The 13,145-nt window shown below is 45.5% G+C and carries 16 protein-coding genes; 8 read left to right on the top strand and 8 right to left on the bottom strand.

Annotated elements, in window-relative coordinates:
* Nucleotides 1-29 precede the first annotated feature (29 nt).
* Both dut and ABWP14_RS04965 read left to right on the top strand, forming a co-directional pair.
* Entirely contained in the window at nucleotides 30-479 is a 450-nt protein-coding gene (dut, locus tag ABWP14_RS04970) for a dUTP diphosphatase (protein WP_353201878.1), read from the top strand.
* Nucleotides 415-936 (top strand): nucleoside deaminase, encoded by a 522-nt coding sequence (locus ABWP14_RS04965; RefSeq protein ID WP_353201877.1) that lies wholly within the window; start codon nucleotides 415-417, stop codon nucleotides 934-936. Before dut ends, ABWP14_RS04965 begins: the two co-directional genes overlap by 65 nt.
* 189 nt (nucleotides 937-1,125) lie before the next feature.
* On the opposite strand, the gene ABWP14_RS04960 is transcribed toward ABWP14_RS04965, so the two are convergent.
* The 3 genes from ABWP14_RS04960 to clpS are packed head-to-tail and all read right to left on the bottom strand — an operon-like array spanning nucleotide 1,126 to nucleotide 4,049.
* Complete coding sequence (locus ABWP14_RS04960; protein ID WP_028819352.1) at nucleotides 1,126-1,359, bottom strand: Hc1-related histone H1-like protein; 234 nt, start codon at nucleotides 1,357-1,359, stop codon at nucleotides 1,126-1,128.
* 30 nt (nucleotides 1,360-1,389) lie between these two features.
* On the bottom strand, nucleotides 1,390-3,696 hold the full coding sequence (clpA, locus tag ABWP14_RS04955) for an ATP-dependent Clp protease ATP-binding subunit ClpA (protein ID WP_353201876.1): 2,307 nt from the start codon (nucleotides 3,694-3,696) through the stop codon (nucleotides 1,390-1,392).
* Nucleotides 3,693-4,049: an ATP-dependent Clp protease adapter ClpS gene (gene clpS, locus ABWP14_RS04950; protein WP_353201875.1), complete on the bottom strand. Its 357-nt coding sequence runs from the start codon at nucleotides 4,047-4,049 to the stop codon at nucleotides 3,693-3,695. Before clpS ends, clpA begins: the two co-directional genes overlap by 4 nt.
* Before the next feature lie 276 nt (nucleotides 4,050-4,325).
* Between clpS and ABWP14_RS04945 the strand changes: the two genes are divergently transcribed.
* Both ABWP14_RS04945 and ABWP14_RS04940 read left to right on the top strand, forming a co-directional pair.
* Complete coding sequence (locus ABWP14_RS04945) at nucleotides 4,326-4,529, top strand: cold-shock protein (protein WP_011903586.1); 204 nt, start codon at nucleotides 4,326-4,328, stop codon at nucleotides 4,527-4,529.
* A gap of 84 nt (nucleotides 4,530-4,613) precedes the next feature.
* Complete coding sequence (locus ABWP14_RS04940) at nucleotides 4,614-5,066, top strand: DUF192 domain-containing protein (RefSeq protein ID WP_353201874.1); 453 nt, start codon at nucleotides 4,614-4,616, stop codon at nucleotides 5,064-5,066.
* A 70-nt stretch (nucleotides 5,067-5,136) separates the two neighbouring features.
* On the opposite strand, the gene ppnP is transcribed toward ABWP14_RS04940, so the two are convergent.
* The 3 genes from ppnP to argF are packed head-to-tail and all read right to left on the bottom strand — an operon-like array spanning nucleotide 5,137 to nucleotide 7,691.
* Nucleotides 5,137-5,442 (bottom strand): pyrimidine/purine nucleoside phosphorylase, encoded by a 306-nt coding sequence (ppnP, locus tag ABWP14_RS04935; RefSeq protein WP_353201873.1) that lies wholly within the window; start codon nucleotides 5,440-5,442, stop codon nucleotides 5,137-5,139.
* A gap of 33 nt (nucleotides 5,443-5,475) precedes the next feature.
* Complete coding sequence (locus ABWP14_RS04930; RefSeq protein ID WP_353201872.1) at nucleotides 5,476-6,708, bottom strand: argininosuccinate synthase; 1,233 nt, start codon at nucleotides 6,706-6,708, stop codon at nucleotides 5,476-5,478.
* A 35-nt stretch (nucleotides 6,709-6,743) separates the two neighbouring features.
* The gene (argF, locus tag ABWP14_RS04925) at nucleotides 6,744-7,691 is read right to left on the bottom strand and encodes an ornithine carbamoyltransferase (RefSeq protein ID WP_353201916.1); all 948 of its coding nucleotides are present in this window, start codon (nucleotides 7,689-7,691) and stop codon (nucleotides 6,744-6,746) included.
* 150 nt (nucleotides 7,692-7,841) lie between these two features.
* On the opposite strand from argF, the gene ABWP14_RS04920 reads away from it, so the two are divergent.
* Nucleotides 7,842-8,150, top strand: a complete 309-nt coding sequence (locus ABWP14_RS04920) for a DUF3579 domain-containing protein (protein WP_353201871.1) — start codon at nucleotides 7,842-7,844, stop codon at nucleotides 8,148-8,150.
* A gap of 79 nt (nucleotides 8,151-8,229) precedes the next feature.
* Here ABWP14_RS04920 and rpsT read toward each other — a convergent pair whose 3' ends face one another.
* Complete coding sequence (gene rpsT, locus ABWP14_RS04915; RefSeq protein ID WP_028819360.1) at nucleotides 8,230-8,496, bottom strand: 30S ribosomal protein S20; 267 nt, start codon at nucleotides 8,494-8,496, stop codon at nucleotides 8,230-8,232.
* Nucleotides 8,497-8,648: 152 nt separating this feature from the next.
* On the opposite strand from rpsT, the gene murJ reads away from it, so the two are divergent.
* From murJ to miaA, 3 genes are read left to right on the top strand one after another with little or no spacing between them, the layout of a single operon-like run.
* A complete protein-coding gene (gene murJ, locus ABWP14_RS04910; protein ID WP_353201870.1) occupies nucleotides 8,649-10,202 on the top strand; it encodes a murein biosynthesis integral membrane protein MurJ in 1,554 nt (517 codons plus the stop codon).
* Between the two features lie 5 nt (nucleotides 10,203-10,207).
* On the top strand, nucleotides 10,208-11,050 hold the full coding sequence (locus tag ABWP14_RS04905) for a SirB1 family protein (protein ID WP_353201869.1): 843 nt from the start codon (nucleotides 10,208-10,210) through the stop codon (nucleotides 11,048-11,050).
* Nucleotides 11,051-11,079: 29 nt separating this feature from the next.
* Entirely contained in the window at nucleotides 11,080-12,087 is a 1,008-nt protein-coding gene (gene miaA / locus ABWP14_RS04900) for a tRNA (adenosine(37)-N6)-dimethylallyltransferase MiaA (protein WP_353201868.1), read from the top strand.
* On the opposite strand, the gene purM is transcribed toward miaA, so the two are convergent.
* Entirely contained in the window at nucleotides 12,084-13,136 is a 1,053-nt protein-coding gene (gene purM / locus ABWP14_RS04895) for a phosphoribosylformylglycinamidine cyclo-ligase (protein ID WP_353201867.1), read from the bottom strand. The genes miaA and purM overlap by 4 nt on opposite strands.
* Between the last annotated feature and the right edge of the window lie 9 nt (nucleotides 13,137-13,145).

Below are 13,145 nucleotides of genomic sequence, written 5' to 3'. Positions count from 1 at the left end.
GTTTTCCCTCACTCGCTTTAGGAAATTTTATGCAATCACTTCAAGTCAAAATTCTGGATGAACGGATGCGCGATCAGCTGCCTACTTACGGCACACCGGGAAGTGCTGGACTAGATCTTCGAGCATGTATTGATGAAATGATTGAGATTGCACCAGGTCAAACTATCCTAGTTCCAACTGGTTTATCGATTTATGTTGAAGATCCACGTTATGCAGCATTTATTTTGCCCCGCTCAGGACTAGGCCATAAGCATGGCATCGTGCTGGGTAATTTAGTTGGCCTGATTGACTCTGACTACCAGGGACAACTGATGGTCAGCACCTGGAATCGCGGATCTATCTTATTCAAACTTGAGCCCATGGAGCGCTTAGCCCAACTCGTCGTAATGCCTGTACTACAAGTAGAACTCAAAGTTGTTGAAGAATTTACTGAAAGTAGTCGTGGAAGTGGTGGCTTTGGCAGCACCGGTAGAGCTTAATAATATGAAGCGCCGCAGCGTATTATTGTGTTTATGTGGTGTTGGTTTAGCTGGCCTTACTCGAGGCATCCTAGCAAAAACTACTCTTTCATCAATCCCCATCAAGAGACATGAAACTGCAATGCGCGCTGCTATTGCAATGGCGGCTCAAAACCAAGCCTATCCATTTGGTGCCGTCATTACCAATGCAAGTAGCGGAGCCATACTTGCTAGAGGCGTTAATAAAACTTTTGAGAACCCCGTACTGCACGGTGAGATCTCTTGCATTAATAACTATGTTGCGCAATACGGTAATAAAAATTGGCCTGATCTAGTGTTGTATACGACCGGGGAACCATGTCCGATGTGCATGAGCGCCCTCATTTGGGCTGGCATTGGTGGCGTTGTCTTTGGCAGCTCTATTGAGGCTATTCAGAAAGCTGGAATTAATATTTCAATTTACAGCCAAACAGATTAACCAAGGTAACAACTTTAGCCAAACACAGATACTGGGCGGGATTCTTGAGTCCGAATGTGATTCATTATTTATAAACCGTAGACGAACTTAAGGCACCTCAATTTATTTTGAGTCATGCCGTTCTAATTCACCTTACCTCTTGGATATAAAAAAAGGCCGCTTAAAGCGGCCTTTTGATCATCAAGCTCATTATTTACGAACATGAGCATGGCGGGCTGCATCTTGTGACATGCCGGCACCTTTACCCTCACGAGACTCTTTTTCAGTGGTAATCTCTTTACGACGCTCTTTACAAGAACCCGCAATTTCCTGAAGCGCCTTGCGAGCACGTGCTGCTGATGCTTTGATGCCCTTACCTTGGAACTTTTCATTTTCTGCTTTATAAGATTCAAAAGCTTCCAGTAGTTTATCGTGATGAGACATGACTTCCTTTTTTAATATTGATTTAAAGATTTAAATTTCTTCTGCTGAAGCGATATCAGTCTTCGGCGCTTTACGCGAAGGAGCGGGAGCATCAAACTCAAGCTGTACATTGCCATCCGCATCAATATCGACTGCCACATGACCACCTTGCGCTAATTTACCAAATAAGAGCTCATCAGCAAGCGCTTTGCGAACAGTGTCTTGAATAATCCGTTGCATTGGACGAGCCCCCATTAATGGGTCAAAGCCATGTTTTGCTAAATGCGCCCGTAAGGCGGAGCTGAAAGTAGCATCTACCTTCTTCTCGTGCAATTGCTCCTCTAATTGCATTAAGAACTTATCAACTACCCTCATGATGATGGTTTCATCAAGCGCCTTGAACGAAACAATCGCATCTAAACGATTGCGGAACTCAGGCGTGAAGAATTTCTTAATATCAACCATCTCGTCACCAGATTCACGAGCATTGGTAAATCCGATGGTCGACTTTTGCATTGCTTCAGCGCCGGCATTAGTAGTCATAATAATAATGACATTACGGAAGTCAGTCTTACGACCATTGTTATCTGTCAAAGTACCATGGTCCATCACTTGTAGAAGAATATTGAAAATATCAGGATGGGCTTTTTCAATTTCATCTAACAAAAGAACGCAATGCGGTTTCTTGTTGACGGCTTCAGTCAATAAACCACCTTGATCAAATCCAACATAGCCTGGAGGGGCGCCAATCAAACGGCTTACAGCATGACGTTCCATGTATTCAGACATGTCAAATCGAAGCAGCTCAATACCCAAGATATAAGCAAGCTGTTTAGCAACCTCAGTCTTACCTACGCCAGTAGGGCCTGAGAATAAGAATGAACCGATTGGGCGATCAATCTTTCCAAGACCAGCGCGCGTCATTTTGATGGCACTAGCCAAAGCCTCAATAGCAGGATCTTGACCAAAAACCACACTCTTGATGTCGCGATCTAAGGTCTGCAATTTACTACGGTCATCATTGGTAACCGATTGAGGAGGGATGCGAGCAATTTTGGCAACGATCTCCTCGATCTCTGGACGGCCAATCGTTTTCTTTTGCTTAGACTTTGGCAAAATGCGCTGTGCAGCACCTGCCTCATCAATCACATCAATGGCCTTATCTGGCAAATGACGGTCATTGATATAACGGGAAGAAAGCTCTGCAGCAGCCACTAAAGCGGCAGAGGCATACTTAACACTGTGATGCTCTTCAAAGCGAGACTTAAGCCCCCGAAGAATTTGGACAGTCTGATCAACGGTTGGCTCAACCACCTCGACCTTCTGAAAGCGACGTGACAGAGCGGCATCTTTTTCAAAAATTCCACGATATTCAGTGAAAGTAGTTGCACCAATACATTTCAGCTGGCCATTAGATAAAGCAGGCTTTAATAAGTTACTTGCATCCAAGGTTCCGCCAGAGGCAGCGCCAGCGCCGATCAAAGTATGGATTTCATCAATAAATAAAACACCATGCGTATGGTCTTTTAAAGACTTCAAAACACTCTTGAGACGCTGCTCAAAATCTCCACGATATTTAGTACCCGCTAAGAGAGCACCCATATCTAGCGAGTACACAGTGGCATTGGCCAGGATATCGGGAACGTCCCCTTTAACAATGCGCCATGCTAGGCCTTCAGCAATTGCAGTCTTACCAACACCAGCCTCACCGACTAAGAGGGGATTATTTTTGCGACGACGACACAAAACTTGTATTACGCGCTCGACTTCGCTATCACGACCAATCAGTGGATCAATCTTGCCTTGGCGAGCCAGTACGTTTAGATTCTGAGTATATTGATCTAGCGGACTTTCCTTACCTGAAGAAGCCGACTCTTCCGCTTCTTGTGTTGTGTCAGCAGGCTTAACCTGCTCTGCCTGATCTTTGCGCACACCATGGCTAATAAAGTTCACTACATCTAAACGAGTCACGCCCTGCTGTTGCAAGAAGTAAACCGCATGAGAATCTTTCTCACCAAATATTGCCACCAGGACATTGGCACCAGTGACTTCTTTTTTTCCATTAGATGTCGATTGCACATGCATGATGGCGCGCTGAATGACGCGCTGAAATCCCAGCGTTGGTTGTGTATCCACTTCGTCTGTACCTGGCACAACCGGAGTATTGTCATTAATGAAATTTTTCAGCTGTGCGCGTAGCTCTGCAATATTCACCGCACAAGCTTTAAGTACCTCAACAGCAGTAGCGTTATCGAGTAACGCTGCCAACAAATGTTCCACCGTAATAAATTCGTGACGTGAAGCTCTTGCGTCAACAAATGCCATGTGCAAACTTACTTCTAATTCTTGGGCAATCATGCTTCCTCCATAGTGCACTGTAGTGGGTGGCCCGCTTCACGGGATAATTCGACGACTTGATGTACTTTGGTGGCAGCAACGTCACGGGTAAATACTCCGCAAACGCCTTTACCAGCTAAATGTACTTGCAACATAATGCGTGTAGCAGTTTCATAATCTTTTTTAAAATACTCTTGAATCACCATAACTACAAATTCCATTGGGGTGTAATCATCATTCAATAACAATACTTTATACATCGATGGTACTTTTACTTTTTCTGCCTGCTTTTCGAGCAGGATCGTATCCTCGATATAAGGATTTACAGGATTTCCAGTATTGGGGGTTTTAGTTGCGCGACTCATGAGAAACATTCTAAACACAGATATGAAAACTTTTACTGACTAGGGTCTTGTTGCGGAAACCCCGCAAAAACCCCTATTAATGACATATTGGGGCATTTTTCGATAAAAAAAGGGGTAATTACTAAGGAGGAATCTCATATAAATCCTTGACACCCCTCCAAAAAGGGCAAACAATCGGGGGGTAGGCCTTTATTAAGGACCTATTGAGGCGTGTTGTGGAGCGAGACTGATTAAAAAGTATTTACCCTCATCACGGTTGTTTTAAGTTTATGTAATGGAGTTCGCATGGCGACCGGAATTGTTAAGTGGTTCAATGATGCAAAAGGTTTTGGCTTTATCAAACCTGATGATGGTGAAGAAGAGTTGTTCGCGCATTTCAGCGCAATTACTATGCCTGGGTTTAAAACCCTTAAGGAAAACCAAAAGGTAACGTTTGACATTACCCAAGGCCCTAAAGGCAAGCAAGCTACTAATATCCAAGCGGCTTAATCGTCCTTAGATCACTATCGAAAACCCAGGACTTGTTCCTGGGTTTTTTTTCGCCTGCGATTTGCCTCACTTAAAATAGACAAGATGCATACACCGAACCAATACCTAGGCAAACTATTTATCGCTCTTTCTTTTATCTGTCCTGGAGTTTTACTGGCACAGGTCAACACTGGTTTGCCCACAGTTGAATTAAAAACCGGTATCTATCGGATACAAGCCGAGCTAGCTGATACACCCAAGGCAAGAGAAAATGGTTTAATGAATCGCACCAGTATGCCAACCAATTCAGGGATGTTATTTGTATTTGAGCAAAAGGCATCACACTGTTTTTGGATGAATAACACGAAGATTCCCCTTTCCATTGCCTTCATTGCTGACGATGGAAAGATTGTGAACATCGAAGAAATGCAAGCTGACACCACTACTAATCATTGCCCTAAAGCTACTGTACGGTATGCCTTGGAGATGAACAAACAGTGGTTCTCAGAACGAGTCATCATACCCGGCAGCGTCATTACTGGGCTGCCCAAGAGATAAGTAATAACAGATAATAAAAAACGCAGACCTTGGTCTGCATTGTATTTGGCACGTGGCTTGATGGCTTTATTTATTCAAAGTGGCAAACATAATGGACGGGTTGTTCAGCGCGGATGATGAAGTAACCGCCCTTTTCCACTTCCCAGCTCTGGCCTGCCTTGAACTCCTGCTCAGGAGCACCATTAATACTGACAAAAGCATTGCCGTCGACGACCTCCATGCTTTCTTTAGTACTGAGGTCAAAACGCAAGGTACTAGGCAATACAACACCTACTGACTTCCGAATCCCATTAGGCAAAGTAACTGTATGAGATACACACTTGCCATCAAAAAATACATTGGCTTTTTTGCCTACTGAAACTTGATCAAATTGCATCTGAATATCCTCTAACTGAAAAATAGGGTTTGATTATTTCCGGGCACGCTTACGTTTAGCAATTTCTGCAATGCGCATACGTAGAGCATTGAGCTTTATAAAGCCGCCAGCATCAGCCTGGTTATAAGCGCCGCCATCATCATCAAAGGTAGCGATATTTTGATCGAACAAAGTATTGGCTGAATCTCTTGAAATGACAGAAGCAGAACCTTTGTAAAGCTTTAGACGAACAACACCATTTACCATTTGTTGGGTATGGTCGATTAAGGTTTGTAAGGCAACGCGCTCCGGAGACCACCACAAGCCGTTATAAATCAGGCTAGCATAGCGTGGCATCAGGTCGTCTTTGAGATGAGCTACTTCGCGATCAAGGGTAATGCTCTCAATACCGCGGTGCGCCTTTAATAAAATTGTGCCCCCAGGAGTTTCATAGCAACCACGGCTCTTCATGCCAACAAAACGGTTTTCTACCAAATCCAAACGGCCAATACCATGCATGCCGCCAATACGATTGAGTTCGGCTAATAACTCATGCGGTTTGTAGGCTTTAGCGTTGATAGCAATCGGATCACCTGCCTTAAATTCAATCTCAATAATCTCTGGAGCATCTGGAGCCCTCTCAGGAGAAACAGTCCAACGCCACATGGCTTCTTCGGCTTCCGCATTGGGGTTTTCTAAATGACGGCCCTCATAACTAATATGCAATAAGTTGGCATCCATGGAATAGGGTGAGCCGCCTTGCTTGTGTTTCATCTCGACTGGAATACCGTGCTTTTCTGCATAGGCCATCAGTTTTTCACGGGAGAGCAGATCCCATTCACGCCATGGGGCAATTACTTTAATTCCCGGTTCAAGAGCGTAATAGCCTAATTCAAAGCGAACTTGATCATTACCTTTTCCGGTAGCGCCGTGAGATACAGCGTCAGCACCAGTTAAACGCGCGATTTCAATTTGACGCTTAGCAATTAATGGGCGTGCAATGGATGTGCCCAACAAATACTCACCCTCATAGATTGTGTTGGCACGAAACATCGGAAATACAAAATCACGGACAAATTCTTCACGTAGATCATCAATAAAAATATTCTCGGGCTTGATCCCAAACTGCAGCGCCTTAGCGCGCGCTGGCTCTAATTCTTCTCCCTGACCTAAGTCAGCCGTGAATGTCACAATCTCACAACCATAAGTATCTTGAAGCCACTTCAAGATCACGCTAGTGTCTAGACCACCCGAATAAGCCAATACTGCTTTTTTAATTTCAGACATGTTTTCTATTCAATCAAAAAAATAATCAAAGTAATTTACTCTAAACGCCCGCAAAGCAAATACTCCATCAAGGCTTTTTGCACATGCAAACGATTCTCCGCCTCTACCCAAACAATACTTTGTGGGCCATCAATGACTCCAGCAGATACTTCCTCGCCTCGATGAGCAGGCAGGCAGTGCATAAACAAAGCATCTGGTTTTGCCAAAGCCATCAATTCTTCATCGACCATCCAATCTTTAAAGGCGCTCATACGTGATGTGTTTTCAGCTTCATAACCCATGCTAGTCCATACATCCGTGCTCACTAAGTCAGCACCCTTACAAGCTTCTCTAGGGTCTGCATAAACAGTTAAATGCTGGGCTGACTTTGCTGTCAAGCGCGAAGTGTCTAACTGATAACCTTCTGGGGCTGAGAAATGAAACTGGAAGTCTAAACATTCTGCGGCTTGAATCCAGGTATACGCCATATTGTTGGCATCACCGACCCAGGCCACTGTTTTTCCTTGAATAGGTCCACGCGCTTCCACATAAGTAAAGATATCTGCCAAGACCTGGCAAGGATGAAACTCATTGGTTAAACCATTAATGACGGGAACCCGTGAATTAGCTGCGAAACGATCGATGATGTCTTGACCGAAGGTCCGAATCATAATGATGTCCGTCATCCTCGATATGACTTGTGCAGCGTCCTCTACAGGCTCGCCACGGCCTAACTGAGTATCTCTGGTGTTGAGGTATACAGCTTGACCCCCAAGCTGATGAATACCAGCCTCAAAAGACAAACGTGTACGAGTGGAATGTTTCTCAAAAATCATTGCCAAGGTCCGATCATGCAATGGATGCCAAGTCTCATAACTTTTGAATTTAGCCTTGAGCCAGGCTGTTCTTTTCAGCAAGTAGTCATACTCTTGACGGTTAAGGTCGGAGAATTGCAGGTAGTGCTTCACCTGACCAGGCACTGGTGGCTTTGCCAGAGATGTCATCGTTGAGCTTTCTACTAAAGTTTTGGATTGCATTTTTTTCAAAGCTTTCGACTGCACGAAAATAGATTCTTAAGTCATCTTACGGCCAACTCAGGCTGTTAAGCTAGAGGGCTTAGTACCACTTATTTCTACCACGACCTTGACACCAACTTGAACCCTAAAAAGCTTTTCATTCAAGGTATTACAACTTCTGGCAAGCCATTTAGACCCAGCGATTGGGCGGAGCGTCTTTGCGGGGTAATGGCTACTTTTCGCCCTCCAGGAGATTCTGGAGACCCTCGCTTCACTTATTCACCCTACGTCAGACCCATCCTGATTGCTACAGTGAAATGCGTTGTTATTGATACCAGGCTAGGTGATCTCGATCCCAGAGCGTTAGACTTTGTCATGAACTTTGCCAAAGATAACAGTCTGACGATCGAAGAGGCGTGTGAGTTTGAACCCAAACCCCAAACCTAGCCCTAAAAACAAAAACCCGCTCTGATCAGGAGCGGGCTTAGGTCGAAACTACTTCGACCAGCCTAAAACAATTACTGAATTACGCTGCCATCGCCTTAATAGCGGCTGATAAACGTGACTTCTGACGTGCTGCAGTATTTTTGTGAGCAATCTTTTTGTCAGCAATCTTGTCGATTGTTGCCTGAGTTGCTGAGAATACTTTCGCTGCAGCAGCTTTATCACCAGTTTCGATCGCTTTGCGCACTGCCTTGATAGAAGTGCGGAGCTTCGAACGCAAGCTGGAATTGTGATCGTTCTGTTTTACTGCCTGGCGTGCGCGCTTACGCGCTTGTGCTGTATTGGCCATCTTTAAACCTTGCCTCTATAAATTGCTAAATACGATTAGTTGAAAATCTTGTCGGACTTGCCGGATTTGTAAGCCAGCTCACCAAAACCCAAGATTTTACAGTAAAGGGGCAAAAAAGCCCAGTTGCATGATAAATAGGGGAAAATCGGCTCATGAACTTGCTTTCTGCTGCTGCCAAAGTTAGCTCCCTGACGATGCTATCCCGTATTACGGGCCTTCTAAGGGAGACTTTGATCGCTCGAAACTTTGGCGCATCCGAGTGGACCGATGCCTTTAATGTGGCTTTTAGACTACCGAACCTCTTGCGTCGCTTATTTGCCGAAGGAGCCTTTTCCCAGGCTTTTGTGCCCATTTTGGGTGAAATTTCCAGCAATGGCGATCAAAAGCAGGCTCAAATCCTCGTAAATGCCGTCGCCACCCTCTTATTTTGGGCTTTACTACTGACGGTACTACTTGGGGTCATTGGCGCCCCAGTGCTCATTCTGGTGATTGCTACAGGCTTTAGTGGCGGGCCTGCTTATGAGGCCAGCGTTGTCATGACCCGCATCATGTTCCCTTATATTGGACTGATTTCACTGGTGTCGCTTTCTGCTGGAATTCTGAATACCTTTGGCCGTTTTGCGATTCCAGCCTTCACCCCTGTTTTACTCAACCTCGCTTTAATTGGGAGTGCCATCTTATTGGCCCCGCATCTTGAGCAACCCATTTACGCTCTGGGCATTGGCGTACTTATAGGTGGCTTCTTGCAATTGGCGATTCAAATTCCTGCACTCTCGCGCTTAGGACTTTTGCCGCGCATCGGTTTATTACCTGCTGCCATTAAATCAGCAGTGCACAACCAAGATGCAAGACGTGTTTTAAAGCTCATGGGGCCCGCAGTCTTCGCAGTCTCTGTGGCACAAATTTCCTTAATCATTAATACCAACATTGCTTCACGCTTACAGACTGGAAGCGTATCTTGGCTCTCGTATGCTGATCGCTTGATGGAGTTTCCGACTGCACTACTTGGGGTTGCCTTGGGTACCGTGCTTTTGCCAAGCTTAAGCAAAGCTAATGCTAAAAATGATTTAGTTCATGCCGGTGAATTACTCATCTGGGGTTTACAACTGACATTCCTATTAGCAGCCCCTTGCGCCATTGCTCTCTTTCTTTTTGGAGAACCTATTGCAGCAGTTTTGTATCACTATGGAAAATTTAGCGCCTTCGATGTGTTGATGACACAGCAGGCTTTAGCTGCCTATGGCGTTGGTTTAATTGGCTTGATCTTGGTAAAAATTTTGGCGCCCGGTTTTTATTCTCGCCAAGATATACGAACTCCAGTCAAAATTGGCTTGATCGTACTTGTAGCCACACAATTAGCTAACCTGGCATTTGTACCTTGGTTTGGACATGCTGGATTAGCCCTATCAGTTGGCACAGGAGCGTGCTTAAACGCAGCGCTTTTATGGATCGGACTTCATCGAAAGGACGCCCTTCCAAGCGCCGCTTGGGCCAAATACTTAGGTCAACTGTTTTTAGCGCTGATTCCCTTTGCTGGGGTACTTTTTTATGCTGCTAGTGCCCATAACTGGATCGCCCTGCAGGCAGAACCCTGGACCCGAATTGGCTTGCTGGCCGCGTGGCTAGCATTGGCGGCCATTGCCTACTTTGGTGCACTGGTTTTGGTCGGAATTCGCTGGCAAAAATTCTTACGTCATGCAAAATAGCATGTATGCCAACACAACAACTCGACTATTTCACTTCTTTAGTTGCCGAAGACGAGCACCTGCCTCTAACTGAGGCTGTTATCGCAGTCGCCCAACATGCCTATCCAGATTTAGATGTTCAAGGCGTGCTCGATCAGATTGATAAGATGGGTAATAAACTTAAAACGCGAATTACTCCAGACACTTCTCCGATGCAACGCTTGCAAATTCTTAAGCACTTCTTTTATACAGAGTTAGGTTTCGGCCCTAACCCCAATGATTTTTATGCGCCAGAAAATTCTTATCTACATTACATTCTTGAAAATCGTAGAGGTATTCCCATTTCATTAGCGATATTAATGATGGAGCTTGGCAATCAAATTGGTTTGAAGATTCGGGGAGTTTCTTTTCCAAATCACTTCATGATGCGGATCTCCTTGCAACAAGGAGAAGTGATCTTAGATCCCCTTACTGGTAAATCACTTTCGAAGAATCAGTTACAGGAAATGCTTGACCCCTATCTTGATGCCAAAGGCTATCGTGGCGAGTTGGGCTTGCCACTGAATGTATTCTTGCGCGCCTCTAGCTCTCGAGAAATTATGTCGCGTTTTTTAAGAAACCTCAAAATGATCTACTCGGAGCATGAGCGCTGGGAGCGTCTGCTAGGTGTCCAAGAACGCTTAGTGATCCTACTGCCTGACTCGATTGAGGAAATTCGGGATCGAGGCTTGATTTTTGCTCAGCTGGAATACTTCCGCCCTGCACTAGATGATATGCATCGCTATCTCAGCAAGGCCCCTGAAGCAGAGGATGCTGGAGATATTCGCGAGCATATTGCCACTCTAGAAAGCCAAACCAAACTGCACTAATTTGTATTGGCAGGCTCTTATAATGAGGAATGCAAACTGAACCCTACATTCAGCCGATGCAATCTCCTGAGCCCTATCCAACCATCTGCATCGTTGGACCTACTGGCGCAGGCAAAACGCATCTAGCCATGTCTTTGGCTGAATATGCGAAAACTATTGGACTAACGATTGAGCTGATTAGCATGGACTCTGCGCTGGTTTATCGCGGACTTGATATTGGTAGCGCTAAACCCACCAAAGCAGAACAAAAATTGGTAGCACATCACCTAATCGACATCCTTGAACCGAGTGAGGTCTATTCAGCAGCCCGTTTTGCTAAGGATGCAAAACGACTTTGCGAAGAGATTCGGAATAGAGGCAATATCCCGGTTGTTGTTGGTGGAACAATGTTGTATTGGCGAGCATGGGCACATGGCCTATCTTCACTACCCCCAGCAAATATTGAAATTCGAGCAAGGCTTGAGGAGCAGGCAAAGGAAATGGGTTGGCCTGCAATGCATGAGCTTTTATCAACGGTAGACGCTGTGACGGCCGTACGCCTAAAACCAAATGACTCACAACGTGTGCAGCGTGCCCTTGAGGTATTTGAAATTACCGGCAAACCAATGTCGGCACTGCTTGCTGAAGCGCCGAGCGATGATGGTCGAGAGGGCTCAGTCATTCCGTCCTGGATTAAGTTGGTTTCTCTCGAACCGAGTGATCGGGCAAGACTCCATCTCAATCTAAAAAAACGTTTTGATGAAATGTTGAGTAGCGGCCTGATAGAGGAAGTAGAAAAACTGAAACAAAATGCTTCATTGCATGCCGACCTTCCAGCGATTCGCTCGGTAGGCTATCGCCAAGTTTGGGAATACCTCGATGGGCAAATTGATTCGGACCAAATGCGTTACAAAGCATTAGCCGCTACTCGTCAGCTTGGAAAGCGCCAACTCACTTGGCTAAGAGCAATCACCGGCAGAAAAACCTTCGACCCGTTTCATCCGGATGGACTTGGGGCCGCTCTAGATTACTGCAAAGTGAATTTACAATCTCATTAAATGACGATGGTTTGTGGGGCGTCTTGAGGACGCTCTACTACCTCTCCTACAGTCCAGGCTTTTAAGCCTTGAGTAGTCAATGATTTGATTGCTGCGTCTGCTTGATCTGGTGACACTATCACCACCATGCCAATGCCGCAGTTAAATACGCGCACCATTTCAGCATCCGCTACGCCGCCCTTCATTTGCAACCAACGGAAGAGTTCAGGCATTTGCCAGCTATCACGGTGCAAGACAGCTTGCGTATTTTCTGGGAGAACACGTGGCACGTTATCTACTAAGCCACCGCCAGTAATATGAGCCATTCCTTTAACGTCAATTTCTGTAATAAGCTTTAAAAGTGGCTTGACATAAATTTCGGTGGGCGCCATCACTACATCACCTAATGGCCGGCCACCCAAGTCATCACTTGGTTTTGCGCCAGCACGCTCAATTATTTTTCTCACCAATGAGTAACCATTGGAGTGTGCGCCACTGGATCCAATTGCCAAGATGGTGTCGCCCGGAACAATACGGGCACCAGTAATAATTTTAGATTTCTCGACCGCACCCACAGTAAATCCTGCAAGATCATATTCGCCTGGCGGATACATACCAGGCATTTCTGCAGTTTCACCACCAATGAGTGCGCAGCCTGATAACTCGCAACCTTTAGCAATTCCGCCCACAACTGTTGCGGCAGTATCAACGGTCAATTTGCCGCATGCAAAATAATCTAAGAAAAAGAGTGGCTCAGCACCTTGGACCAAAATATCGTTCACGCTCATCGCCACTAGATCTTGGCCAATCGTGTCATGCCGATTCCACTCGAAAGCCAAACGAAGTTTGGTTCCTACACCGTCAGTTCCTGAAACCAAGACAGGCTCTTTGTAGTGCTTAGGAAGCTCAAAAAGTGCTCCAAAACCACCAATTCCAGCTAAAACACCCTCCCGCATGGTTTTCTTGGCCAAAGGCTTAATGCGGTCGACTAGAGCGTCCCCCGCATCAATATCGACGCCAGCGTCACGGTAGGAAAGGCCTTTTGATGGGGAATTGCTTGAAGAAGTCATATTTGAGTC

The sequence above is a fragment of the Polynucleobacter sp. genome (genome assembly GCF_040400325.1).
Lineage (GTDB): Bacteria > Pseudomonadota > Gammaproteobacteria > Burkholderiales > Burkholderiaceae > Polynucleobacter.
Note: the sequence above shows the minus strand (reverse complement) of the source record. Positions and strands in the feature narration are given on the sequence as shown.

Coding starts and splice junctions, on each gene's coding strand:
- dut (WP_353201878.1), top strand. CDS start 30: ATGCAATCACTTCAAGTCAAAATTCTGGATGAACGGATGCGCGATCAG.
- ABWP14_RS04960 (WP_028819352.1), bottom strand. CDS start 1,359: ATGTCTCATCACGATAAACTACTGGAAGCTTTTGAATCTTATAAAGCA.
- clpA (WP_353201876.1), bottom strand. CDS start 3,696: ATGATTGCCCAAGAATTAGAAGTAAGTTTGCACATGGCATTTGTTGAC.
- clpS (WP_353201875.1), bottom strand. CDS start 4,049: ATGTTTCTCATGAGTCGCGCAACTAAAACCCCCAATACTGGAAATCCT.
- ABWP14_RS04945 (WP_011903586.1), top strand. CDS start 4,326: ATGGCGACCGGAATTGTTAAGTGGTTCAATGATGCAAAAGGTTTTGGC.
- ABWP14_RS04940 (WP_353201874.1), top strand. CDS start 4,614: ATGCATACACCGAACCAATACCTAGGCAAACTATTTATCGCTCTTTCT.
- ppnP (WP_353201873.1), bottom strand. CDS start 5,442: ATGCAATTTGATCAAGTTTCAGTAGGCAAAAAAGCCAATGTATTTTTT.
- ABWP14_RS04930 (WP_353201872.1), bottom strand. CDS start 6,708: ATGTCTGAAATTAAAAAAGCAGTATTGGCTTATTCGGGTGGTCTAGAC.
- argF (WP_353201916.1), bottom strand. CDS start 7,691: ATGACATCTCTGGCAAAGCCACCAGTGCCTGGTCAGGTGAAGCACTAC.
- rpsT (WP_028819360.1), bottom strand. CDS start 8,496: ATGGCCAATACAGCACAAGCGCGTAAGCGCGCACGCCAGGCAGTAAAA.
- murJ (WP_353201870.1), top strand. CDS start 8,649: ATGAACTTGCTTTCTGCTGCTGCCAAAGTTAGCTCCCTGACGATGCTA.
- ABWP14_RS04905 (WP_353201869.1), top strand. CDS start 10,208: ATGCCAACACAACAACTCGACTATTTCACTTCTTTAGTTGCCGAAGAC.
- miaA (WP_353201868.1), top strand. CDS start 11,080: ATGCAAACTGAACCCTACATTCAGCCGATGCAATCTCCTGAGCCCTAT.
- purM (WP_353201867.1), bottom strand. CDS start 13,136: ATGACTTCTTCAAGCAATTCCCCATCAAAAGGCCTTTCCTACCGTGAC.